This window comes from Marinomonas rhodophyticola (assembly GCF_026113935.1).
Classification (GTDB): Bacteria; Pseudomonadota; Gammaproteobacteria; order Pseudomonadales; family Marinomonadaceae; genus Marinomonas; species Marinomonas rhodophyticola.
Window position 1 is genome coordinate 182,328 of sequence record NZ_JAPEUL010000007.1, and the last position, 23,366, is coordinate 205,693.

The window sequence follows — 23,366 nt, forward strand, 5'->3', positions numbered from 1 at the left end:
ATTACTGCCCCTTTGTTTCTACGATCCAAGTATCTTTACTACCACCACCTTGTGACGAATTAACGACCAAGGAACCTTTTTTCATGGCCACACGTGTGAGGCCGCCAGTGGTGACGTAGGTCTCCTTGGCTTGCAGGATAAAAGGACGCAGATCTAAGTGGCGAGGTTCTAAGACACCTTTGGAAACCAGTGTTGGTGCGGTGGATAATTTTAGTGTTGGCTGAGCAATATAATTACGAGGGTTTTTCGTAATCAATTCGGCAAACAAGGCTTGTTCTTTTTTGGTGGAATGTGGGCCAACTAGCATACCGTAGCCGCCGGATTCGTTGGCTGGTTTAACGACTAATTTATCAAGATTTTCTAACACATAAGCCCGCTGTTCTGGGTCATCGCACAAGAAGGTTTTGACATTCTTTAGAATTGGCTCTTCGTTTAGGTAGTAGCGGATAATTGCAGGTACATACGCGTATACGACTTTGTCATCGGCCACACCGGCGCCTGGTGCGTTAGCCAATGCCACATTGCCTGCTCGCCATGCGCGCATCAAACCTGCCACACCCAACACAGATTCAGGATCAAAGGCTTCAGGGTCGATAAATAAGTCGTCTATGCGACGATAAATGACATCCACACGTTCTGGACCGTCGATGGTTTTCATATAAACACAATCGTCGCTGTCGACAAACAGATCGCTGCCTTCGACCAACTCTGCTCCCATTTGCTGTGCCAAGAAAGCATGTTCAAAATAAGCGGAATTATAGATACCCGGTGTGAGTACAACGATTTCTGGGTTTTCTATGTTTCTGGGTGATAAAGCGGCTAAGGTGTCAAACAGTTGTGAGGTATAAGAGTCAACTGGCAGGATGGATTCGTTTTCAAACAATTCTGGCAGTACGCGTTTAGTAATAGCACGATTTTCTAACATGTAAGACACACCAGAAGGTACCCTTAGGTTGTCTTCTAATACAAAGAAGTCACCGTTTTCATCACGTACTAAATCCGTACCACAGATATGTGCCCAAACGCCATAGGCTGGCGATACGCCGACGCATTCAGGTCGAAAGTTTTTTGAGTCTTTAATAATGTGTTCTGGGATAATGCCGTCTTTGATGACGTTTTGATCGTGGTAGAGGTCGTTGATAAAAAGGTTTAGGGCGGTGAGTCGTTGTTTTAATCCTGCTTCTGCGATTTTCCAGTCTGAGGCTTCAATGGTTCGGGGAATGATGTCAAAGGGCCATGCTCTATCTATATTGCCTTCTTCTGTGTAGACCGTGAAGCTGATACCCATCTCTTGTATCGTCGCTTCGGCGGTGAGACGTCTTTTTTCGAGTTCATCTTCTGAGAGACTGTCTAGATATCCCAAGAGTTGTTTTGCTGGAGATCTTGGGGCGCCCTTGTCATCTATTAACTCATCAAAAAAATTAGATGACTGATAATGGCTCGTTAGTTTTTCCATGTATACCTCGTTCTCTTTATCAAGCCGGAGGTGGGTGCTTTAAATTTGCACATGATTGTGTGCCTTTTTTGTGCATCCGCCCCACATTGGGGAGACTTCTTCACTTTATAAGGTTAGACCCAGTGATATCGTTGTCTTTTTGTTAGGTCACGCATAGTGTTTTCGCACTACTGAGGGAATAAAGCAAGGATCGAGCCATAGTATTTGAAATTTTTTTTTGCCCGTTAGGTTTTATTAAGCATGATATAGATCGGTTTTATTCCGCTTGAAATTCGCTAAGATGGCGCTCTGTAATTCATATAAATTTGTTATTTATAAAAAAAGGAAAGGTGTGTGGATCAGCTGAGTCATGTTGTGATTGCTGGGGCGGGGATTGGTGGTTTGTGTGCTGCATTGGCTCTGACTAAGCAGGGGAGGCAAGTGGTGGTCTGTGAGCAGGCCGCTACGCTTAGTGAAGTGGGGGCAGGTTTACAGATAAGCCCTAACGCCTTGAAAGTGTTACGACATTTGGGTTTAGAGGATGAATTACGACCTTTTGCTTTTGTGCCGGAATATGCAGCGATCCGTGACTATAAAACGGGTGAATACTATCTTAAATCACCTCTAGGGACTTCGGCAGAAAGTCGTTATGGCGCGCCTTATTGGCACTTGCATCGCGCAGATTTACACCGAGTTCTTGTAGAAGCTTGTTTACAAGCGGGTGTGGAGTTGGTCCTAAATGCTGCGGTGGTTAGTTATCGCGAGAACCTCGAGCGTCAGCCAGTCAGTTTGTTGCTCGAAGATGGTCGTGTGTTCAGCGCTGATTTGTTAATTGGTGCAGATGGTATTCGTTCAAAAGTACGCGAGCAAATGTTAGGGCAAGAGCGTCCAACTTTTATGGGGCAAGTTGCTTGGCGTGGGGTGATTCCAGTGAGTGATCTGACTGTTGATGTGAAGCCTGATGCCTGTGTGTGGGCAGGACCAGGCCGTCATTTTGTCAGTTATTACCTGCGTGGCGGTGATTATGTGAATTTTGTCGCTGTGGAAGAGCGAAGTGATTGGTTGTCAGAGTCATGGCGCGAAGAGGGTAATGTTGACGAGTTAAAGCGAGCGTTTGCTGGCTGGCATCCCGAAGTAAGCGAATTACTTCAATCTGCACGCAGCACGTTTTTATGGGCATTAAATGGTCGTGAGCCATTGTCAACCTGGCATCAAGGTCGAGTTGTTTTATTAGGTGATGCTTGTCATCCAATGTTGCCTTTTATGGCGCAAGGCGCGGCGATGGCGATTGAAGATGGTTATGTTTTGGCAAAATGCCTGTCTCGCCATAGCTTGAAAGATGCTTTGTTTCAATATGAACACTTACGCAAACCCAGAGCGACTAAAATTCAGCAAATGTCGAAAGCTAATGCCGGCTTATATCACATGCATGGGGACGTGCTTGGTAGGATGAAATTGACTGCGCTCCAAGTCGCTGGCCGATTTGTTCCTAATGTTATCCAATCTAAGTTAGATACCGTGTATGGTTATGATGTCACTGAAGTTTGAGATGGATTTGATGATAAATATGTAAGAAAAAAGTCTATTTTGTTGTTTTATGCACTACACTTTTACTTTGAGTTGTAATCATTTATTGTAATTAAGCCGCTGACGGTTGTTTTGTCGTGTAGCTTATTTTTTTATGAATTAAACAATGAATTTAAACGCGAAGGGATTGTGTCCTATGATTGTTCTCTCGGTACTCTTTTGGGCTATTGGTTTAGCTTTGCTAGTGGGTGGTGGCTGGCTAGTGTCACTTGGTGGCAGTCTCTATTATGTTATTGCTGGTGTGGCATTTATTGCCGTTGCTTTATTGTTAAAAAAACGCAGTAAATCCGCCAATTTTTTATATGCTTTGTTGTTAATTGGTACCTTGATTTGGTCGATTACTGAGTCAGGTTTAAGCTGGTGGCCTCTTGCAACGCGTATGGGGCTTTTCTTAGTTCTCGCTATTCCGCTCTTACTCATGGCGTATTTTAAACACCGTGGTGGTAGTCGTTTTTTACTTCCCGTTTGGATCGCGACGGCTTTAGTGACGCTATCTCCTTTGTTCATGGCGTCACCAACAACACTCGAAGGTCAAATGACACGTTCTGTCACTATGTCTGATGCCGATATGGGGGATGTCAATCAGGGAGAGTGGAACGCCTATGGACGTAGTAATTTGGGGCAGCGTTTTTCTCCTCTAAGTCAAATTACGCCAGACAATGCAAATCAGCTTCAGTTAGCGTGGCAATATCAGACTGGTGATAAAAAAGGGCCAAAGGATATTGGCGAGACAACGTACGAAGCAACTCCGCTAAAATTGGCGAATGCCCTTTATGTTTGTACTCCACATAACTGGCTTGTGGCATTGGATGCCGATACCGGAGAGGAGCAATGGGTATACGATGCAAAAGTGCCTGCTGACAGTCAGCGTCAACACCAGACTTGTCGCGGTGTGTCTTACTTACCACCGTCTAATGTGGATACGCTTCCACCTGTACAAAAAGCGTCTGTTCCTGCAGAAAGTCTAAATAGTATGCAGTGTGACGCCCAATTGTTCTTACCAACGTCCGATGCGCGTCTTATAGCCGTAGATCCAACGACGGGGGACCGTTGTGCGAACTTTGCTGACAATGGTGTCTTGGATTTAATGCACAACATGCCGTTTAAACAGTCAGGTTATTATTACTCTACGTCGCCACCATTGGTTGCTGGTGGCGTGGTGATTGTTGCAGGGTCCGTCAATGATAACTACGATATTAATTCTCCCTCTGGTGTGATTCGCGCTTACGATGTAAAAACGGGGGCATTAAAGTGGAACTGGGATTCTGGAAACCCTGATGATACAGCGCCAATTGGCACGGATGATGTGTATGCGACGAGGCTCGCCAAATAGTTGGTCGGTGGCCAGTGCGGATGAAAAATTAGGATTAGCGTATTTCCCCATGGGTAATCGTACGCCGGATCAGTTGGGCATGTACCGTAGTCCAGCAGAAGAAAAATACGCTACCTCTGTGGTGGCGTTAAGTTTAGAAACCGGCCAAGTGTCTTGGGTGCAACAGTTTGTTCACCATGATTTGTGGGACATGGACACACCTGCGCAACCTTCTTTATTGGATTTAGATACCCCATCAGGCAAGCAGCCTGCTTTGGTTGTTCCGACAAAGCAGGGGGATGTGTATGTGTTGAATCGAGCCACTGGTGAACCGATTTTTCCAATAACCGAAGAGCCAGCACCGCAAGGCGCGATTCCTGGTGACTATACGGCGCCAACTCAGCCCACTTCAGCACTGTCTTTTAAACCAGCCGATTTAACCGAAGCGGATATGTGGGGGGCGACACCGTTAGATCAGTTATTGTGTCGTATTGAATTTAAACAGCTGCGTTATGAAGGGCGTTATACGCCACCTTCAGAGCAAGGGTCTATTGTCTATCCTGGCAATTTTGGTGTGTTTAATTGGGGCAGCATTGCAGTTGATCCGAAGCGTCAACAAATGTTCGGGATGCCTTTGTATCTCGCGTTTACATCGACTCTAGTACCAAAAGCGGACTTAGATTTGAGTGAAACAAACAAAGGTGAACAAGGCGTGAACTCTAACGATGGTGCCAATTTTGCCGTTCAGTTAAAACCTTTTTTATCTCCTTTGGGCGTTCCTTGTCAGCAACCACCATGGGGTTATGTGGCTGGTGCCGATCTTAAAACTGGCAAGACTGTTTGGAAGCACAAAAACGGTACCATTGAAGATATGACACCATTGAAGCTGCCAATAGAAATGGGTATGCCCGGCATTGGTGGCCCAGTAATTACTGATGGTGGGGTTGTCTTTATGGCCGCGGCGGTTGATAACTACTTGCGAGCCTATGACATGGCTACGGGCGAGGAGTTATGGAAAGGCCGTTTACCTGCCGGTGGGCAAGCTACACCCATGACTTACTTGAACAGCAAGGGGGAGCAGATGGTGGTTCAGGTAGCTGGCGGGCACGGGTCTATTGGTACAACCATTGGCGACTATGTGGTTGCATACAAACTTAAAAAATAGCTTTTTCGCTATCACTTTTTTCGATTGTTAGCCGTATTTAATGACGACTTAGCCCAGTGTGAATGAGTCAAATGGATGACTGGTTGATACTGGGCTTTTTATGTCAAAAGCATATATCTGTTTGGTATAATGAATTTTAAATTTAATCTTTTTTGTTATAATGTTTGGTAACAACGACATCGCGATTTATTATTAGTCTCATGCATGACTTTTTACTATCATTCGCGCCTTCTTCCCTAAGATCACAAGTCACAGGGCTAACTCAATCTGGAATCCTCAGACGATATGACTTCTAAATCTCCTTTGGCACTGTTGCCACTGTTACTTTTTCTTATTCTTTTTGTTGGTAGTGGCCTTTGGTATCAGTCCGAAGGTGTAGACTTTGCCTTTTATCAGATCTCTGCCCCCGTCGCGATTTTGCCTGCGATAGCCTTGGCTATATTGTTGGGTAAAGGGCATTTTAATCAGCGTATTGAAACTTTTATTAATGGTGTGGGTGATAACACCATTATTACTATGATCCTGATTTATTTGTTGGCTGGTGCCTTTGCTAGTGTCGCAAAAAGTGTGGGTGGTGTGGATGCCACCGTCAATTTCGGTTTAAGTGTCGTGCCTCCAGCCTTATTGTTGCCGGGTTTATTTGTGATTACCGCGTTTGTGGCGACTTCGATGGGAACGTCCATGGGAACGATCGCCGCGATTGCTCCCATCGCGATTGGTGTAGCGGAAGCGGCAGATTTACCTTTGTTACTGACGGTTGGTACTGTGATTGGCGGCGCTATGTTTGGTGACAATTTGTCGATTATTTCAGATACCACCATCGCGGCGACGAGAACGCAAGGCTGTGATATGCGTGATAAATTCCGCATGAATTTTAAGATTGCCTTACCTGCAGCATTGGTGACATTAGTGTGGTTGTTTTTCCAAGGCAGTCATGCGCAGATCGCTGATATTCAAGATTATGATCTCATTCGAGTTTTGCCTTATGTTGTAGTACTAGGCCTAGCAATCGCTGGTGTGAACGTCATGTTGGTTTTGTTCAGCGGGATTATTTTGGCGGGGGGGATTGGTTTGACTATGGAGGCCGATTACACAGTGGCTTCTTGGTCTTCTGATATTTATGCTGGTTACACTGGTATGCAGGAAATTTTGATTCTTTCGCTATTGATTGGTGGTCTTGCCGCTTTAATGAAATCTCAAGGTGGTTTAGCATGGCTAGTGGGTGCGATTGAGCGTATTAGTCGTATACTAGGTGCCAAAGCTGGCTCAACACGAGCGGGAGAATTGAGCATCAGTGCTGCCGTCGCGTTAACCAATTTATGCACGGCGAACAATACGGTGTCTATTTTAATCAACGGTTCTGTCGCAAAAAATATCGCTGAACGCTACAATGTGGATCCAAGACGCAGTGCCAGCTTGCTCGATATTTTCTCATGTGTGGTACAAGGTGTTTTACCTTATGGTGCGCAAATATTGCTAGCCTCTTCTTTGGCGGCGGTTTCTCCTTTTGCTTTGATTGGTTATGTTCAGTACAGCTGGTTGTTGGCTGTTGCTGCTTTGATTTCTATTGTGATCGCTTGGCCTAAAGGCGCAAAATAGACTTTCTTAAAGGGTAAATAATCCTTTTCAAAGCCCGCTAATCTAGTCTTTTTGTACTAGGTGTGCGGGCTTTTTTGTGTTGTCTAATGTTAGTACGTTTTATTTTATAAGGAAGATGTTTGAAACAGGTTACTCATATAAAAGCTGAGCTTATTTTGGTATTTGTGACCATTCTTGCTGGTTTTGGCTGGATATTTTCGAAAGAAGCATTGGCCGGTTTGCCACCGCTGTTTTTTATGGGTGTGCGTTTTATTATTGCCGGTTTCGTATTATTTTTAGCAGGGCAAAAATATTTTCGAGGTCTAGACTGGCAAGACGTTAAGCAGGCCAGTTTGGTCGGCATGGTAATGGGCATTACCATGATGTTTTGGGTAACGGGATTGGATCAAGGTTCTAATCTTGGTGTGGGCGCTTTTATTACCAGTCTTGGTGTGGTGCTCGTTCCCGTAGTTGCACGGTTTATGTTTGGCGCTAGGCCGCCTTTGAGCATTTGGGTTGCTCTGCCAGTGGCGATTATTGGACTTGGTTTTTTGGCACTCAATAACGGTTTAGACTTTGAATTTGCGCATTTGTATTTTTTGGGGGCTGCCCTAGGGTCAGCTTTACAATTGAACTTATTGTCGCGTTTTTCAATGCGTATGCACGCATTAGTTCTGACGGCTATTCAATTAAGTGTGGCAGGGTGTTTGCTACTGTTTCTTTCTTTGTTAACAGAAACCTTACCACACAGCATTAGTATTGAGGTCGCAGGTTGGTTTTTGGCAAGTACCTTGATTGCTAGCAGTTTACGATTTTTATTGCAGACTTATGGGATGAGTTTGACGCCTGTCAGTCATGCTGCGGTGATTATGAATTTAGAGCCTGTATGGACCGCTATTTTCGCTGTATTTTGGTTTAGCGAGTCTATGGGGGGCGGTCAGGTGATTGGTTGTTTACTGATCTTTATTGCCATGATAGTGAGCCGTTGGCCACAAATTAGAGCAATTTTTAAACCTCATTAATTAAATGTTGTCAGGTAAAATAATATCCAATGTTTGGCGATAAATTTGTTGCATTTCCTCATTGAAAGGTCTTGTTTGGAAATCCCAGCGGACCAGTAATCCTTCTGTCAGTGTCACTAGCATTTCAATTCGTGCAATAGCCTCGCTTTTGGTGATGGTTGGATAGCGTGATTGTAAAATACCCACAGCTCTGTTTTGTAAGCGGTTGTGGGATTCTACGTAGATTTCAGCAATGACAGGGTTTCGAGTGGCTTCGGCTTGAATTTCTGCATGCATCACTCTCATGTTATGAGTTTCTTGATTTTCCTCAGAAAAATGACGATTTAACCAATCTTTTTTGTCCAGAAAAGAGGCCATAAACTGTAATCGTTTTTGTGTAAACTGTTCGACGAGACTCACGAATAATGTCGTCTTTGTGGGCAAAATAGCGGTAAATTTGCCCTACACTTAATCCTGCGGATTTAGCAATTTCGCTCATACTTGCTTTATGGAAGCCTTTTGTTAGTGCGTGTTGTTCCGTGGCATCAATAATGCATTGTTTCCGTTGGGCGCTGTCATAGGGTAATTTATTAGTTCTCATTTATTTGCACGTTTTGTCATATATTAGGTATATAGCTTATATTATAGTGCTAGCGAATGATCATTCTCAATGTTTCAAAAGGAAGTCTCCTCAATGTTGTCTAGATTTAAATATGCTTCAAGTGTGCTGCTTGTTCTGTTGTTGGCTGGTTGTCAGGAGGAGGCGCCTAAGTCTGCTGTTGCACCATCCCCACCGAAAGTTCAAGTGGGTATTGTGACTATCGAACCCCAAAAGATAGATTTAATCACGGAACTGCCTGGCCGAACTACGTCTAGCTTGGTTGCGGAGATTCGCCCACAAGTGGGGGGTATCGTAAAAAAGCGTTTTTTGAAGAAGGTCAAGATGTTAAGACTGGAGATTTGCTTTATGAGCTAGATGATTCCACTTATATTTCTTCCTACAAGCAAGCACAGGCTGATTTAGAATCTGCCAACGCCAGCCTAAAGTCCGCGCAGCTAAAATATGAGCGTTACACGCAATTGCGCAAGCAAAATAACGTGTCTCAGCAAGATCTTGATGATGCGCAAGTAGCTTTTTTAGAAGCAACAGCTAAACAAAAAGGCTCAGAAGCCGCACTAGAAAGTGCCAAAATTAATCTCGATTATACCAAAATTCGTTCGCCTATTGATGGCCGCATCGGTATTTCGCAAGTAACGGTTGGCGCATTGGTAACAGGCAGTCAAGCGACGGTAATGACGACAGTACGTTCATTGGATCCAATCTTTGTTGACTTGGCGCAAACCAGTTTGGATCAGCTTAAACAGCGCACTTTTTTGGCATTAGATGATGTTGAAAAGGGTTCTAATAAGGTTGCTTTGTTGTTGGAAGATGGCACCAAATATCAAGATCAAGGTACATTAAAAGCACGAGAAGTCAGTGTGGATGAATCGACAGGCAGTGTCACACTTCGTGCGGAGTTTCCTAACCCTGACAACTTGTTGCTTCCTGGCATGTTTGTGCGTGGTTTGATCCATGAATTGACTCATAATGCTGCACTTTTGGTACCACAGCAGGGCGTTTCTAGAGATGTAAAAGGCAATCCCATTGCGTATGTGGTCAATGCGAACAATGTAATAGAAAGCCGAATTCTGACTGTAGAAAGAACAGTAGATAACCAGTGGTTAGTCACGGAAGGTATTAAGGCGGGTGATAAAGTCGTTGTTGAAGGGTCGTCAAAAATCAGATCGGGAAGTGAGGTGACCACGGTAAATATGAAGCGTGATAGTCAAACTGGCGCGATTGTTGCCGACAACTCGAATGGCTCTTCAGCCCAAGGGAACTAATCTATGTTTGCGCAATTTTTTATTAATCGTCCGGTCTTCGCATGGGTTATCTCCATTGCGATCATGTTGGCAGGCCTTGCGTCCATTTTGAACCTGCCGATTGCTCAATATCCAAACGTAGCGCCACCTACTATTAGTATTTCGGCGACTTATTCTGGTGCTTCTGCTGAAACGGTTGAGAACAGTGTGACGCAAATACTGGAGCAACAGCTTACCGGCTTAGACGGCTTGTTGTATTTTTCTTCCTCAAGCAGTTCTAGCGGTCGTACCAGTATCAATGTGACCTTTGAGCAAGGTACGGATGCGGATATTGCTCAAGTTCAAGTGCAAAACAAAATACAGCAAATCACCTCGAATCTGCCCGATTCAGTGCAGCAAAATGGCGTGACTGTAAAAAAATCGAACTCAGATTTTTTGCTGGTTGCGGCCATTTATGATGAAACAGACCAAGACACTGCGAATGATATTTCGGATTTTTTGGTTTCGACAGTTCAAGATCCCGTTTCCCGTGTGAATGGGGTCGGTAGTATTCAGGTGTTTGGTGCGGAATATGCCATGCGCATATGGTTAGACCCGCTGAAATTAGCGTCTTATAAACTAATGCCTTCTGACATATCGTCTGCCATTAGTGCCCAAAATACTCAAGTCGCAGCGGGTAGCCTAGGAGCTTACCCTATTGTGCAAGGGCAAGAATTAAACGTTACCGTCACGGCACAGTCTAAGTTGCAAACAGTTGAGCAATTTAACAATATTATTCTAGCGTATGATGATAGCGGTGCTACGGTTCGTTTAAGTGATGTGGCTCGAGTCGAATTAGGCAGTGAGTCTTATGGCTATATTCCACGTTTGAACGGTCATCCGGCTTCAGGTATGGCGGTTATGCTGGCTCCTGGAGCGAATGCGCTGTCTACTTCTGAGGCGGTTAAAAAAGTATTAAATGGTTTGTCTGGTAGTTTACCAGATGGCTATAAGCTTTCGTATCCGGTTGATAATACTAGCTTTATTCGTATCTCTATTGAAGAGGTAGTGAAAACACTGTTTGAAGCTATTTTGTTAGTTGTTATCGTCATGTTCATTTTTTTGCAGAATTGGCGTGCAACATTAATACCGGCGATTGCCGTGCCTGTTGTTCTTTTGGGTACATTTGGTATTTTAGAACTATTTGGCTTCTCCATTAATACACTCACTATGTTTGGTATTGTTTTGTCCATCGGTTTGCTGGTGGACGATGCGATCGTTGTGGTTGAGAACGTCGAACGAGTAATGGAAGAAGATAAATTGTCTCCCAAAGAGGCAACGATAAAATCGATGAAAGAGATTACCAGTGCCTTGATTGGTATTGCGGTTGTCTTGTCTGCGGTGTTTTTGCCTATGGCCTTCTTTAGTGGTTCCACTGGGGTGATTTATCGCCAGTTCTCCATCACTATCGTTGCGGCAATGACTTTGTCTGTTTTGGTTGCATTAACCTTGACGCCAGCTCTATGTGCCACCTTCTTAAAAGCTAATCATGAAACAGCTAAAAAAGGTTTAGGTGCTTGGTTTAACCGTAATTTTGATCGTGCAACAGGGAAATATTTTAGTGGTGTTAATCGCATTATTAAGAAGCCTGTTCGTTGGATGCTAGGTTACGGCATTATTGTGGCTGGCTTAAGTGGTTTAATGATGACCTTACCGTCTGGTTTCTTGCCAACGGAAGATCAGGGCCGTGTCATGGTGATGGTGTCTTTGCCTGAAGGTGCCTCCATGTCTCGTACTGACAAAGTGATGCGAGAAGTGGAAAGCTACTTTTTGGAAAAAGAAAAAAATAATGTAAGCGCCATCTTCACTATTTCTGGTTTTAACTTTATGGGCAGCGGACAAAATGCCGGTATGGCATTTGTTGCCTTAAAAGATTGGAGCGAGCGTGTTGGACCAGAAAACAGTGCTGGTGCGATTGTTGGCCGTTCATACGGTGCGTTTGCTGGGCTGCGAGATGCGAGAATTTTTTCGTTGATACCGCCATCTATTCAAGGGTTAGGGCAAAGTAGTGGTTTCACTTTCCAGCTACAAGCAACGGGTAACACTGACCGAGCCACCTTATTGGAAATGCGTGATGCGCTATTGCAAAACGCCAACACTAGCCCTCTGTTGATCGGTGTTCGTCTTGGTTCTGATTCAGAGGCACCACAGCTGCATATTGATATTGACCAAGAAAAAGCCTCGGCACTCGGTTTGTCTTTGTCGGACATCAGCTCAACATTAAGTAGCGCATGGGCAGGCTCTTATGTAAATGACTTCATTGATCGTGGACGAGTCAAAACTGTTTATATGCAAGGTGATGCGCAATACCGTTCTTCCCCTGAGGATCTACAACATTGGTATGTACGTGGTAGTGGTAACACCATGACGCCGTTTTCGGCATTTGCTAAGAGTGAATGGACTTACGGACCAAAAAGTTTAACGCGTTTCAATGGATTAGCTTCTTATGAAATCCAAGGTTCAGGAGCCGATGGGGTGAGTTCGGGGGCCGCAATGGATGAGTTGCAGCGTATTTCTGACGATTTGCCAGCTGGTGTAACTGGCGCGTGGAGTGGTCTGTCTTATCAAGAGCGATTATCAAGCGGACAAACTCAAATACTCTATGGGATTTCTATCCTAGTTGTGTTTTTGTGTCTTGCGGCTCTATATGAAAGTTGGACAGTGCCATTCTCGGTGATATTGGTGATACCGCTTGGTGTCATTGGGTCGGCAGCAGCAGCGCATTTACGTGGTTTGGAAAACGATGTGTATTTCCAAGTGGCTCTGTTAACGACCATTGGTCTATCGTCGAAAAACGCGATATTGATCGTTGAGTTTGCGGAAGCGGCTTACCGTCGAGGGTTGAACGTATGGGATGCAGCTGCTCAAGCGGCTCGTTTACGGTTACGTCCGATTATTATGACGTCGATGGCATTCATGGTAGGAACACTGCCGTTGGCCTTGTCTTCTGGCGCTGGCGCCAACAGTCGAATCTCGATTGGTTCGGGTATTGTGGGTGGTACATTAACCGCAACTGTGTTGGCGATTTTCTTTGTGCCACTGTTCTTTGTTGTGGTGCGACGTATTTTTCCTAAGCGTCCTGATGGTTTGGTTGAGTCAAAGAATATCGATTGATTTTTTGACTGTATAAACAAAAAGGAGTCCAATGCGGACTCCTTTTTTATTGCTTAACGGGTAGTCATAGCGATTGTTTAGATGAGACGCTTACGCACGTTTACCACTAGAATTTCGGCTAGAATTACGATAATGAAAATCGCTAATAACGATACAGCAACTCGGTCCCATTGGAACAAGTTCATTGAGTCATCTAGTACTACACCGATACCGCCCGCGCCCACTAACCCAAGTACCGCAGACTCTCGGACATTAATGTCCCAACGAAAAAGGACGATACTAAAAAAAGCGGGTAAGACTTGTGGCCAATAACCTTTTAGTAAAATAGACAGCCAAGATGCCCCAGTGGCTTTTAGCGCTTCAATGGGTCCCATGTTAACTTCTTCGAGTGCCTCTCCTAAAAGTTTGCCAACAAAACCTATGGAGCGGAAGGCAATAGCCAATACGCCAGCGATGACTCCAGGGCCAAAGATAGAGACAAACAAGAGCGCCCAAACTAAAGAGTTTACCGAGCGCGAAGACACCAGAAAAAACTTTGAAATCCAGTGACACCAAGTTGAGCTTACGATGTTGCTGGCATTCATAAGGGCTAAAGGAATGGCAAAAATCAACGTAATTAAGGTTCCCAGTGTGGCAATGTTGAGGGTTTCAATCATGGCGTCATGAACCGTGACTGGATAGTAGGCGAAATCCATGGGCCACATGCGAGAAAACATATCTGCCATTTGTTCTGGTGCATCCAGTAGGAACTCGGGAATTACCTCGACAGATTGAATGGACTGGATAAAAGCTATTACCAAAACCAAATAGACAGCATAGCGAGAGAGTTTCTGCTTTAGCGTAAAACGTTGCCAATGATGATCAATAGCGTTCATAAAAATGCTCCTAAGTCAGGTTAGCGAAAAATGCGTCGAACGATGTTGGATAGAAACTCGCCAAACATGATTAGAGCGATAATGACGATTAAAATGGCCGCCACAAAGTCATAATCAAAGCGCTGGAAGGCCGAGAATAAAGTTCCTCCTAATCCGCCCGCGCCGACAATGCCGACCATGGTGGAGTTACGCAAATTCGAGTCGAGCTGATAGGTTGAAAAGCCAATAAAACGCGCAAATACTTGTGGCATGACGGAAAATAAAATGATGCTGGTAAAACCGGCACCGGTCGCTCGAATGGCTTCCACCTGTTTGAGAGAAATCTCTTCAATCGCTTCAGCAAACAGTTTGGCAATAAAGCCAATTGACGCAACGACGAGGGTGAGAATGCCTGCTAGCGCGCCAAAGCCAACACTTTTGACGAACAAAATAGCAATGATAACGGGATGAAAAGTGCGACAAAGGGCAATCAAAGCCCGTACAGGCGTACTGATCCAGCTTGGCATTAAATTACGTGCGGCAAATAATCCGAGGAATAATGAAATGAAAATGCCGCAAATACTTGAAATAATAGCAATTTCTAAACTTTCTATGAGGCCGCTTAAGAGTAGCGACCAACGACCAAAGTTGGGTGGCACCATGCGTGCTAATAATTCACTGGCGTGCCCTAAACCATCACTAATTCGCCCCAAGCTCAGATCCATTGCATTGAAGGAGTAGATGACATAACAGATGACCAGTAGCCAAAGTGAGCTTACTAGCCAGTTATGCTTAAACGGATTTTCTCTGTCTATATTTACTTGTGAGTGAGTTGAGTTTACGCCAGCCATGATTCACCTCCATAGATTTGTTTTAGGTGCTCGTCAGTGATGCCTTCTGGTGGGCCATCGTACACTACCACGCCATTACTCATACCTATCATGCGTTTCGCAAAGCGGCTAGCTAGCTTAACGTCGTGAATATTCACTAAAGCGGGAATATTTTTTTCTTGTGAAAAACGCTCTAACAATTCCATGATTTCGACTGCCGTTTTAGGATCAAGCGATGAGGTCGGTTCATCCGCAAGCAAGATACGAGGGTTTTGCATTACGGCTCGGGCAATACCGACACGTTGACGTTGACCGCCAGATAAACTGTCAGCACGTTTACTCGCATGTTCGGTTAAACCAACGGCATCGAGTAATTCAAAGGCGGTATTGATATCTTGTTGGCTAAATTTGCGGCGCCACGCTTGCCATGCAGACATATAACCGAGCCTTCCAGTTAAGACGTTTTCAATCACAGTGAGGCGCTCAACAAGATTGTACTCTTGGAACACCATGCCAACTTGACGGCGTAGTTTGCGTAGCTGAGCACCTTTGGCTAAGCAAAGGTCGGCGTTATCAAACAAGATCTTTCCTTCCGTGGGATCAATTAATCGGTTGATACAACGTAATAGAGTACTTTTTCCTGTCCCAGACGGGCCGATAATGGCCACAATCCCAGGTTCCGTAATGTGAATATCTATGCCTTTTAAAATGGGGTTGCCAGGTGTGTATTCTTTTTTTAAGTTGAGAATTTCAAGGAAGTTTGAGTGCTCAGTAGAGCTTTGGGTGACAGACATAATCGTTTCCTACAGGCGAAGAGGGCTAACAACCTGATGCTTTAGGTTGTTAGCATGTATTAAGTGAATTTTTAATCGATTAAGCGAGTAGTCGCTGCTTATTGGCTTTTGCTGGCAGCTTCTTTGGCGCGTTTGTCGGCAGCGGCTTTAGCGGCATCGGCTTCCGCCAGCTGCTTAAGTCCTGTTTTGGTATAGGCGGTACCAGAAGAGTGGGCAATATCGCGGATGACCTGCCAATCTTCTTTATAAGTAATTGGGAAGAAGCGATCAGCGCCACCAAAGGTTTTTTGCATTTCAGCGGGGAAGCGGAAGGTGAAAAAGGCGTGTTTAATTTTTTCAACCAGTTCTGGGTTCAAATCGTAAGCATACCCAAACGAAGAGGTTGGAAAACGGGGGCTGGTATAAATAATACGGAAGTCCTCTTCATTGATACGTTTGGCATCAATCATACGTTTTAGAACGTCAGAAGCAACCGGAGCGGCATCGTAATCGCCTGACAATACGCCCATAACAGACTGGTCGTGTTTGCCTGAGTATTTGACTTCATAGTCTTGATCTGGTGTCAGCCCTAGCGCTGGAAAGATCGCTCGTGGAGCAAGGTTTCCCGAGTTTGACGATGCCGATGTATGGGCAACGACCTTGCCTTTTAAATCCGCCATTTTCATGATGCTACTGTCTTTGCGGACAATAGTGACTAGGTTGTAGCCTTGAAAGGCTTCCTCGGTGCCTTTTACGGCAATAGGAACAAGACCGCCTAAATTAACCGCGTAACCTGTTGGACCTGTTGAGAAACCTGCAATGTGTAAACGACCTGAGCGCAAAGCTTCCACTTCGGCCGCATTGGAGTGAACCGTGTAATACACGACTTTTTTACCCGTCACTTCACTAAGGTATTTTTGGAAGTCACTGAATGCGTCTTTGTAAACTGCAGGATCTTCTACCGGCGTGTAGGTAAACACTAAAGTACTAGGATCGCGCCATTGGCTTTGATCTTTTGGAAGATCAGCGACGAGGTCGTAGTTTTCATCACAGAACTTATCATCCAGTACGCCACGATAGCTGCAATCATCGGCTAAAGCGACACTGCTTCCTATCAAGAGTGAGCTAGAGAGCATTAAACCAGTCAGTAATTTAATAGACATTATTGTTTTCCTCGAGATGTATTTTTTATTGTTATCACCGGTCGGGAGGTTCCGTTGTCGGAGATGAGTCAATCCTGTGGGTTCACTGGATTGACTGCCTTGTCGGCGCATAAAATATAGCAAGGCTGGTGCCAATAGTGAAAAAACTATATAAAACATAGGGTTGTGTGTTTATTAGGCTTATATTTTTTAGGTGTTGGGACTTTAGAGTCTCATTGGAAATAAAAAATGGGTCATTCTTGTCCTTCATCTTCGAACGCTTTAAAGTGTTGTTTATCTAATTGGTGTTTTTTCATTTTGCGATACAGTGTCTTGCGTGACATATCCAACAGTTCGGCCGCTTCGTTTAATTGGCCGTTTGTGACTCTTAGTCCTTCTTCGATAATGTGGCGTTCAAATTGCTCCATGCGTTCTTCGTAACTGCCGTTACTATCGTCTTCGCGTTTAATGGAGGCGAGGGAGGTTTCACTGATACCGAGCACAAAACGATCGGCGGCATTTTTTAGTTCACGTACATTGCCTGGCCACGGGTGTTGAATTAAGTATTCTAAGTACGCAGATGTGATCAGAGGTAGAGGGCGAGAAAAATGCTCGGCGGCTTTGTGGGCGTAATGATGGAAAAGGGGAAGGATGTCTTCAGGACGATCTCTGAGAGGTGGAATGGTGAGACTGGCAACGTTAAGGCGGTAAAACAGGTCTTTACGGAATTTTCCCTCTTCGCCTAATTGGGCAAGGTTGTCCTTACTGGCAGCGATGACGGTCAGCTCAACGGGAATGGGCAGGGTACTACCAACGCGTTCAATCGTGCGTTCTTGTAACACTCTTAATAATTTTATCTGTGCGGGTAGTGGCATGGTTTCTATTTCATCAAGAAACAAGGTGCCCCCATTGGCGGCTTCTATTTTGCCAATGTGACGTTTATTAGCGCCTGTGAAGGCACCAGCTTCGTGACCAAATAGCTCGCTTTCAATCAGGCTTTCGCTGATGCCACCACAGTTGATGGCAATGAATCGGCCTTTGTTTCTAAGACTAAATTGATGCAAAGCTCGGGCAACGACGTCTTTACCACAGCCCGTTTCACCGTAAATAATGGTGTCGATATTGGCTTGAGCCAAAGAAGATATATGTTGACGAATGCTCTTGATGGCCGCTGATTCTCCAATAATGAGGGCTTCTAAGCCTGTTTGTTGGGCAATATTTTGCTTTAGTTTCCGGTTTTCTAATACTAACTGCCTTTTCTCCACTGCGCGCTGCAGTTGGTTGATCAGTAGTGCAGGTTGCAGTGGTTTTTCGAGAAAATCGTAAGCACCTTCTTTCATGGCTTCTATCGCCATCGGAATATCCCCATGACCACTCATCAGGATAACGGGCAGCTCGCTGTCCAGCGTTTGAATACGAGCCAGAAGACTTAAGCCATCCATTTTAGGCATTCTTACATCACTTAAAATGACAGCGGCCGTCTGATGATTTAACGTGGAAATGGCTTTGTCGGCGCTTAAATAACTGCTGATCTGGAAACCTTCTAGCTCAAGCATTTCGGTTAGTGCTTCGATAATGGCTTGATCGTCGTCGATAATGATAACTTTGTTTGTGTTGTTCATTTATTTCTCTGCCTTGTTTAATACTAAGGTAAAGCAGCTGCCTTTTTCGGGAGCGGATACCACTTTAATTTGACCACCAAAATCTTGCACTATGTTATAGCTGATGGATAAGCCTAGTCCGAGGCCTTGCCCTACGTCTTTTTGGGTAAAAAACGGATCGAATATTTGCTCAATTTTGTCTGCTTCTATGCCTATGCCCGTATCACTCACCTCGACCATGACTCTATCGTTGAGTTCGTACACCGCAATGTTTAATTGTTTGACCGATGCGCTAGACAAGGCATCAACGGCATTGCTAATAAGATTAACCATTACTTGCTCAAGACGAATTGGTTCGGCTAATACGTGCAGCGACAGTTTGCTTGGCTGATAATTGAGTATGCTGTTTTGCTCATCAATCTGGCTAGACATCAATTCGATAGCATCTTCTATGACGGTTGCCAAACAGACAGGAGTGAGTTCTGTGCCCGCAACGCGTGCAAACGCTTTAAGGTGTTTGGTGATGCGGGTGATCTTGGTGAGTAGTTGGCCAATTTTATCAAGGCTATTTTGTGCTTTATCCAATTGGTTTTTTTCTATGTGACGCCCCGCCGTATGAAGGTGGCTTGCGATGGCGGTTAAGGGTTGGTTTATTTCATGGGTAATGCCCACACCAAGTTGGCCTAGTGCAGCGAGTTTTCCAGCTTGTACCAGTTCATTTTGGGTCGCCTTTAATTGTGCTTCGGCGGCCACTCGCTCTTCGATTTCGGCGGCGAGCCTTTGATTAGTTCGTTCAACCTCAATGGCCGTTTGTTGAAAGTATTGCAGATCCCTAGCCATACTAGACACTTCATCATTACCAGCTATACGGATTTGTGTGTCTAGCTGTGAGCTGGCAATAGCACGCATGTTTTTCTGTAATTCTACAATGCGTTGTAGCACATTGCGCCGGACATAAAACCAAGAGATGGCACAGGCAATGCTCAAGCTAATAAGAGACAACAGTAAAATATTACGAATACTGCTGTTGATGGATTTAATGGCACCTTCTAAAGAACCACGAATACTGGTGTTGGTATAATTAGTATATTGGTTGATTTGGGCGGCCAATTGTTGAATATGTCGTTGACTGTTTTCAAGTAAAAAGCTTTGTTGATACAGTAAATCCAATTCTTCGTTTTTGAGTTGAAAAAGTTCGCCTTGCCGAGAGCCTCATGTTTAAAAGCGCTAGTAAGTTTTGCGCTAAAGGCGGTGAGACTTGTGGCAGTAATGTCAGATATTGAGCGATTTCCCCCCAGCTTTTCCAGCCGTAAAAAGGTGTAATCAAGTTCGTTGAATGACGCATCGTTGCTGATTTTTTCCATTAAACCTGAGAAGTAATGAAGTCGATGAATGACTTGTTCTAACTCGGCACTGCGTTCTAGCTGATTCAGTTGCTGAATTAGGGCTTCAAACAAAGGAAAGATAAGTAAAGACGATTGTGCTAATTCGCGTCTTATGACTTCGCGACGTTCAACGCTTTGGTTTAGTAACGTGAGGCTGTTTTGGATCTGGGTGATGAGTTCCAAAAAGTATCGATTGTAATCCGGTAAGTTGCGCATTAAAGCATCCATCTCACTAATAGCAAGACTGAGTGCTGCCATGGTTTGCTCTCTAGATATGGCGGCATCGCTAGTGACCAGAAGTGGCGCCGTTGCGACAATGAGACGACTTTTATCGTTTAGTCTAGCGGCGGCATCTAGGCCCGGAATGTCTTGGTATTTCAGTAGTAAAAGACGATCACTTAGTTGCAAATAGGTATTGGTTGACAAGCCACTTGCGACAATTGTAATAGAGGAAATCAGCACAAAGGCGAGAAAAAGCCGACCACCAATGCCGATATTGCGAAGCCAAAGTAATGTGGGAATACCCATTAGTCACTTGTCCTGTTATTTTTATAATTGGATGACACGTTCGTACGATTCTTGTGTCGGTTAGTACAATGAAAAATTAATGCCAACTTTTAGCCCGTGTACTCAGGGGGATTGAGTGATACTGAGGACAATAATGTCCCATTTAAAGTATTTGGGAATTAATCTCATCGGAATATATCATGATACTGATGATTGGGAATGAGCTGTTTTGGAAATGATATGATTTTGACTTTGGCATACAGTGAAAAAGCGTTTGCGATTGAAAATAGTCTGGATGAAACGGAGAGGCAGCGTGCTGCTTCATTTCGTTTTGCGTATTTACGTGATGCTTATGTGTTTGCCCATGCCTTTAAACGTCGCGTTTTGAGTTATTATTTTCCACTCAAAAAAACATCAGAGTGGTCCTTTTATCGAACGTCGTCTGGTAAGCCTTTTATACAAGAAAATATTGCCTTTAATTTGAGTCACAGCGCGGAGTCGGTGGCAGTAGCGTTGGCTCAGTCTAGCGATGAATGCGCTATCGGGGTGGACGTAGAATGTTACAAAGATATGGATGATCTTGAGAGCATGATTGATATGGTATGTCATCTGGATGAGAAAAGTCTGCTGGAGGTATGTGCAGACAGGCAAGCGAGTTTTTTTGCCTTTGGACAGCCAAAGAAGCGTTATTAAAAGCCAATGGCAGCGGCTTAGTTGATAATTTGAGTCAGATTAACTGTGCCCCGAGTTTGCTGAATAGGGAGCCGTATGGCTTGCCTTGGCAAGGTGATCAATATCGCTTGCAAAGCTTTCATTTTCCTTGGGGGGTGATTTCTCTTGCCTGGCGAGAAAGGCTCAGTGTGTCTGATATTCAACTGGTTGATTGGACATCTGGAGCGCCTATTACTGAAGTGAATGGAATGAAAAATTAACAAATTGTCATATTAGTTCTCGTTAATGGCGACGGCTAAGTATCTTGCTTTAAGCATGTGTGGTTTAAATAGTCATGAATTCCATCGTCATTGATTGTTTATAACTTCGAGATCAGCGAAAATAGCGCCAAACGTAATCACGATTAACATGACGGGGTTGGCAAGCGCTGATTATGCTGTGCTGGTCTTTAAGAAGATGAGAGCAACGCCCGCGTATAACCTAAAAGAATTTTTTAATGGCAAACCAGAATTTTCTCAACGAAGTAAACGAACGAAGAACTTTTGCGATCATATCGCACCCTGACGCCGGTAAAACCACCATAACGGAAAAGCTTTTGTTGCTTGGTCAGCTTATTCAAACGGCGGGTTCGGTAAAAGGCCGTAAAGGCGACAAACATGCGACATCTGACTGGATGGCGATGGAGAAGCAGCGCGGTATCTCTATTACCTCTTCTGTGATGCAGTTCCCATATAAAGACCGTATCGTCAATTTACTTGATACGCCTGGGCACGAAGATTTCTCTGAGGATACCTATCGTACGCTTACCGCGGTTGACTCGGTCTTGATGATTATCGACGGCGCAAAAGGGGTAGAGGATCGCACTATCAAATTGATGGACGTTTGTCGTCTTCGCGATACGCCTATTCTGACTTTCATCAACAAGATGGACCGAGATATTCGTGATCCGATTGAGCTGTTAGACGAAGTGGAAGATGTTCTAAAAATTGCCGCCGCCCCTATTACTTGGCCGATCGGTATGAGCGATTTTTTCAAAGGGGTTTATAACCTTTACACTGACACGATTCATGTATTTGTACGTGGTCGTGGTCATACGCTGATGGATGATATTCGCATCGAAGGGCTGCAATCGGATGAAGCCAAGGCTTTGTTGGGGGATGATTGGGAAGCGTATGTAGATGAGATCGAACTGGTGCGTGGTGCAAGCCATGAATTTGATCATGCAGCTTATTTAGCGGGTGAGTTAACACCTGTTTTCTTCGGTACAGCTTTATCTAACTTCGGTGTTCGTGAAATGTTGGATGGGTTTGTTGAGTGGGCGCCTTCACCAATTGATCGTGAGACCAACAGCCGAAAAGTATCGGCTACGGAAGAGAAGTTTTCAGGGTTTATTTTTAAAATTCAAGCCAACATGGATCCGAAGCACCGTGACCGTATTGCGTTCATGCGAGTGTGTTCTGGAACCTATAGTCGCGGTATGAAGATGCGTCATTGCCGTATCGGTAAAGACATTAAAGTGACGGACGCGGTGTCTTTTACTGCGGGTGATCGTGAAGGGGTTGAAGAGGCCTTTTCTGGTGATATCATTGGTTTGCATAACCATGGCACGATTCAAATTGGCGATACTTTTACGGAAGGCGAAGACTTAAAATTCACCGGGATTCCCCATTTTGCGCCTGAACTTTTCCGTCGAGTCCGTTTAAAAGACCCTATGAAAATGAAAGCCTTGCAAAAAGGCCTTCAGCAGCTTTCTGAAGAAGGGTCGACTCAGTTGTTTATGCCACAACGTAATAACGAATTAATCGTGGGGGCCGTGGGGCAGTTACAATACGAAGTAGTGGCCTACCGCTTGCAGGATGAGTACAAAGTAGAATGTATTTATGAGGCGGTCAACGTTAACACCGCGCGCTGGGTAGATTGCGACGACGCTAAGAAATTTGAAGAGTTTAAAAATAAGTGTCGTGATTATCTGGCTGTTGATGGCGGTGGGCATTTGACTTACCTGGCTCCAACGCGAGTAAATTTAATGATGGCAGAAGAAAAGTGGCCTCAGGTTCGTTTCCGTTCAACTCGAGAACATTGATCAATACTTGACTAAATTACTAGGTTAAGCGGATAATCTGATCATCGGTAATTGTTATAGTGGTGTCAAAATGAGCATGGTTGAATCGATTGATCCTATCGAATTTACAGACGCAGCGGCTGCAAAGCTGCAATCTTTGATCGAAGAAGAAGAGAATGATCGGCTCATGTTACGTGTTTATGTGACGGGTGGCGGTTGTTCAGGCTTTCAGTATGGTTTTACGTTTGATGAAGAGCATCAAGAAGACGATACAGAAGTGAAGCGTAACGGTGTGACTTTGGTCGTTGATCCGTTGAGTTTTCAATATCTTGTTGGATCAGAAGTAGATTACAAAGAGAATTTAGAAGGCTCACGCTTTGTCGTGCAAAATCCTAACGCGACGTCCACTTGCGGTTGCGGAGCCAGCTTTAGTATTTAGCTTTAAT

Annotated in this window: 21 protein-coding genes and 1 pseudogene; 12 read left to right on the top strand and 10 right to left on the bottom strand. The window is 44.5% G+C overall.

The window, feature by feature from the left end; all coding sequences use genetic code 11:
- Window position 1: 1 nt before the first annotated feature.
- A complete protein-coding gene (locus ONZ52_RS09340) occupies window positions 2-1,456 on the bottom strand; it encodes a circularly permuted type 2 ATP-grasp protein (RefSeq protein WP_265218350.1) in 1,455 nt (484 codons plus the stop codon).
- A gap of 333 nt (window positions 1,457-1,789) precedes the next feature.
- Between ONZ52_RS09340 and ONZ52_RS09345 the strand changes: the two genes are divergently transcribed.
- From ONZ52_RS09345 to ONZ52_RS09360, 5 genes are all read left to right on the top strand, one after another.
- On the top strand, window positions 1,790-2,983 hold the full coding sequence (locus ONZ52_RS09345; RefSeq protein ID WP_265218351.1) for an FAD-dependent monooxygenase: 1,194 nt from the start codon (window positions 1,790-1,792) through the stop codon (window positions 2,981-2,983).
- A 175-nt stretch (window positions 2,984-3,158) separates the two neighbouring features.
- A complete protein-coding gene (locus tag ONZ52_RS24680) occupies window positions 3,159-4,355 on the top strand; it encodes a PQQ-binding-like beta-propeller repeat protein (RefSeq protein ID WP_321160294.1) in 1,197 nt (398 codons plus the stop codon).
- Window positions 4,300-5,499, top strand: a complete 1,200-nt coding sequence (locus tag ONZ52_RS24685) for an outer membrane protein assembly factor BamB family protein (protein WP_321160295.1) — start codon at window positions 4,300-4,302, stop codon at window positions 5,497-5,499. Before ONZ52_RS24680 ends, ONZ52_RS24685 begins: the two co-directional genes overlap by 56 nt.
- Before the next feature lie 285 nt (window positions 5,500-5,784).
- Window positions 5,785-7,098 carry a Na+/H+ antiporter NhaC family protein gene (locus ONZ52_RS09355; protein ID WP_265218352.1) on the top strand — a complete coding sequence of 438 codons (1,314 nt, stop codon included), beginning with the start codon at window positions 5,785-5,787 and terminating at the stop codon, window positions 7,096-7,098.
- Between the two features lie 119 nt (window positions 7,099-7,217).
- Window positions 7,218-8,099 carry a DMT family transporter gene (locus ONZ52_RS09360; protein ID WP_265218353.1) on the top strand — a complete coding sequence of 294 codons (882 nt, stop codon included), beginning with the start codon at window positions 7,218-7,220 and terminating at the stop codon, window positions 8,097-8,099.
- On the opposite strand, the gene ONZ52_RS09365 is transcribed toward ONZ52_RS09360, so the two are convergent.
- Both ONZ52_RS09365 and ONZ52_RS09370 read right to left on the bottom strand, forming a co-directional pair.
- Window positions 8,100-8,456: a hypothetical protein gene (locus tag ONZ52_RS09365; protein ID WP_265218354.1), complete on the bottom strand. Its 357-nt coding sequence runs from the start codon at window positions 8,454-8,456 to the stop codon at window positions 8,100-8,102. It abuts the gene before it with no gap.
- On the bottom strand, window positions 8,407-8,679 hold the full coding sequence (locus ONZ52_RS09370; protein WP_265218355.1) for a TetR/AcrR family transcriptional regulator: 273 nt from the start codon (window positions 8,677-8,679) through the stop codon (window positions 8,407-8,409). Before ONZ52_RS09370 ends, ONZ52_RS09365 begins: the two co-directional genes overlap by 50 nt.
- 93 nt (window positions 8,680-8,772) lie before the next feature.
- Between ONZ52_RS09370 and ONZ52_RS09375 the strand changes: the two genes are divergently transcribed.
- The 3 genes and pseudogenes from ONZ52_RS09375 to ONZ52_RS09385 all read left to right on the top strand — a co-directional run bounded on the left by ONZ52_RS09375 (window position 8,773) and on the right by ONZ52_RS09385 (window position 13,094).
- Window positions 8,773-9,054 (top strand): hypothetical protein, encoded by a 282-nt coding sequence (locus ONZ52_RS09375; RefSeq protein ID WP_265218356.1) that lies wholly within the window; start codon window positions 8,773-8,775, stop codon window positions 9,052-9,054.
- Window positions 9,033-9,962, top strand: a pseudogene (locus ONZ52_RS09380) (efflux RND transporter periplasmic adaptor subunit); the annotation flags it as partial. The gene ONZ52_RS09375 and the pseudogene ONZ52_RS09380, both read left to right, overlap by 22 nt.
- Window positions 9,963-9,965: 3 nt before the next feature.
- The gene (locus tag ONZ52_RS09385; RefSeq protein ID WP_265218357.1) at window positions 9,966-13,094 is read left to right on the top strand and encodes an efflux RND transporter permease subunit; all 3,129 of its coding nucleotides are present in this window, start codon (window positions 9,966-9,968) and stop codon (window positions 13,092-13,094) included.
- 77 nt (window positions 13,095-13,171) lie between these two features.
- Here ONZ52_RS09385 and phnE (ONZ52_RS09390) read toward each other — a convergent pair whose 3' ends face one another.
- The 7 genes from phnE (ONZ52_RS09390) to ONZ52_RS09420 all read right to left on the bottom strand — a co-directional run bounded on the left by phnE (ONZ52_RS09390) (window position 13,172) and on the right by ONZ52_RS09420 (window position 20,207).
- Window positions 13,172-13,969 carry a phosphonate ABC transporter, permease protein PhnE gene (gene phnE / locus ONZ52_RS09390; protein WP_265218358.1) on the bottom strand — a complete coding sequence of 266 codons (798 nt, stop codon included), beginning with the start codon at window positions 13,967-13,969 and terminating at the stop codon, window positions 13,172-13,174.
- Window positions 13,970-13,989: 20 nt separating this feature from the next.
- Window positions 13,990-14,799 (bottom strand): phosphonate ABC transporter, permease protein PhnE, encoded by an 810-nt coding sequence (phnE, locus tag ONZ52_RS09395; RefSeq protein WP_265218359.1) that lies wholly within the window; start codon window positions 14,797-14,799, stop codon window positions 13,990-13,992.
- Window positions 14,787-15,572, bottom strand: a complete 786-nt coding sequence (gene phnC, locus ONZ52_RS09400) for a phosphonate ABC transporter ATP-binding protein (protein WP_265218360.1) — start codon at window positions 15,570-15,572, stop codon at window positions 14,787-14,789. Before phnC ends, phnE (ONZ52_RS09395) begins: the two co-directional genes overlap by 13 nt.
- Window positions 15,573-15,670: 98 nt before the next feature.
- The gene (gene phnD, locus ONZ52_RS09405; RefSeq protein ID WP_265218361.1) at window positions 15,671-16,714 is read right to left on the bottom strand and encodes a phosphate/phosphite/phosphonate ABC transporter substrate-binding protein; all 1,044 of its coding nucleotides are present in this window, start codon (window positions 16,712-16,714) and stop codon (window positions 15,671-15,673) included.
- Window positions 16,715-16,947: 233 nt separating this feature from the next.
- The gene (locus ONZ52_RS09410; RefSeq protein ID WP_265218362.1) at window positions 16,948-18,315 is read right to left on the bottom strand and encodes a sigma-54-dependent transcriptional regulator; all 1,368 of its coding nucleotides are present in this window, start codon (window positions 18,313-18,315) and stop codon (window positions 16,948-16,950) included.
- Window positions 18,316-19,455 carry a sensor histidine kinase gene (locus ONZ52_RS09415; RefSeq protein ID WP_265219380.1) on the bottom strand — a complete coding sequence of 380 codons (1,140 nt, stop codon included), beginning with the start codon at window positions 19,453-19,455 and terminating at the stop codon, window positions 18,316-18,318. It abuts the gene before it with no gap.
- On the bottom strand, window positions 19,344-20,207 hold the full coding sequence (locus ONZ52_RS09420) for a hypothetical protein (protein ID WP_265218363.1): 864 nt from the start codon (window positions 20,205-20,207) through the stop codon (window positions 19,344-19,346). The genes ONZ52_RS09415 and ONZ52_RS09420 overlap by 112 nt, the downstream gene beginning before the upstream one ends.
- A gap of 219 nt (window positions 20,208-20,426) precedes the next feature.
- On the opposite strand from ONZ52_RS09420, the gene ONZ52_RS09425 reads away from it, so the two are divergent.
- The 4 genes from ONZ52_RS09425 to erpA all read left to right on the top strand — a co-directional run bounded on the left by ONZ52_RS09425 (window position 20,427) and on the right by erpA (window position 23,359).
- Entirely contained in the window at window positions 20,427-20,879 is a 453-nt protein-coding gene (locus tag ONZ52_RS09425; RefSeq protein ID WP_265218364.1) for a 4'-phosphopantetheinyl transferase family protein, read from the top strand.
- Window positions 20,880-20,959: 80 nt separating this feature from the next.
- The gene (locus ONZ52_RS09430) at window positions 20,960-21,118 is read left to right on the top strand and encodes a hypothetical protein (RefSeq protein WP_265218365.1); all 159 of its coding nucleotides are present in this window, start codon (window positions 20,960-20,962) and stop codon (window positions 21,116-21,118) included.
- A gap of 236 nt (window positions 21,119-21,354) precedes the next feature.
- Complete coding sequence (locus ONZ52_RS09435; protein ID WP_265218366.1) at window positions 21,355-22,941, top strand: peptide chain release factor 3; 1,587 nt, start codon at window positions 21,355-21,357, stop codon at window positions 22,939-22,941.
- A 70-nt stretch (window positions 22,942-23,011) separates the two neighbouring features.
- The gene (gene erpA, locus ONZ52_RS09440; protein WP_110575191.1) at window positions 23,012-23,359 is read left to right on the top strand and encodes an iron-sulfur cluster insertion protein ErpA; all 348 of its coding nucleotides are present in this window, start codon (window positions 23,012-23,014) and stop codon (window positions 23,357-23,359) included.
- Window positions 23,360-23,366 lie beyond the last annotated feature (7 nt).

Coding starts and splice junctions, on each gene's coding strand:
- ONZ52_RS09340 (WP_265218350.1), bottom strand. CDS start 1,456: ATGGAAAAACTAACGAGCCATTATCAGTCATCTAATTTTTTTGATGAG.
- ONZ52_RS24680 (WP_321160294.1), top strand. CDS start 3,159: ATGATTGTTCTCTCGGTACTCTTTTGGGCTATTGGTTTAGCTTTGCTA.
- ONZ52_RS24685 (WP_321160295.1), top strand. CDS start 4,300: ATGATACAGCGCCAATTGGCACGGATGATGTGTATGCGACGAGGCTCG.
- ONZ52_RS09355 (WP_265218352.1), top strand. CDS start 5,785: ATGACTTCTAAATCTCCTTTGGCACTGTTGCCACTGTTACTTTTTCTT.
- ONZ52_RS09365 (WP_265218354.1), bottom strand. CDS start 8,456: ATGGCCTCTTTTCTGGACAAAAAAGATTGGTTAAATCGTCATTTTTCT.
- ONZ52_RS09370 (WP_265218355.1), bottom strand. CDS start 8,679: ATGAGAACTAATAAATTACCCTATGACAGCGCCCAACGGAAACAATGC.
- ONZ52_RS09375 (WP_265218356.1), top strand. CDS start 8,773: ATGTTGTCTAGATTTAAATATGCTTCAAGTGTGCTGCTTGTTCTGTTG.
- ONZ52_RS09385 (WP_265218357.1), top strand. CDS start 9,966: ATGTTTGCGCAATTTTTTATTAATCGTCCGGTCTTCGCATGGGTTATC.
- phnE (WP_265218358.1), bottom strand. CDS start 13,969: ATGAACGCTATTGATCATCATTGGCAACGTTTTACGCTAAAGCAGAAA.
- phnE (WP_265218359.1), bottom strand. CDS start 14,799: ATGGCTGGCGTAAACTCAACTCACTCACAAGTAAATATAGACAGAGAA.
- phnC (WP_265218360.1), bottom strand. CDS start 15,572: ATGTCTGTCACCCAAAGCTCTACTGAGCACTCAAACTTCCTTGAAATT.
- phnD (WP_265218361.1), bottom strand. CDS start 16,714: ATGTCTATTAAATTACTGACTGGTTTAATGCTCTCTAGCTCACTCTTG.
- ONZ52_RS09410 (WP_265218362.1), bottom strand. CDS start 18,315: ATGAACAACACAAACAAAGTTATCATTATCGACGACGATCAAGCCATT.
- ONZ52_RS09420 (WP_265218363.1), bottom strand. CDS start 20,207: ATGGGTATTCCCACATTACTTTGGCTTCGCAATATCGGCATTGGTGGT.
- ONZ52_RS09425 (WP_265218364.1), top strand. CDS start 20,427: ATGATTTTGACTTTGGCATACAGTGAAAAAGCGTTTGCGATTGAAAAT.
- ONZ52_RS09435 (WP_265218366.1), top strand. CDS start 21,355: ATGGCAAACCAGAATTTTCTCAACGAAGTAAACGAACGAAGAACTTTT.
- erpA (WP_110575191.1), top strand. CDS start 23,012: ATGAGCATGGTTGAATCGATTGATCCTATCGAATTTACAGACGCAGCG.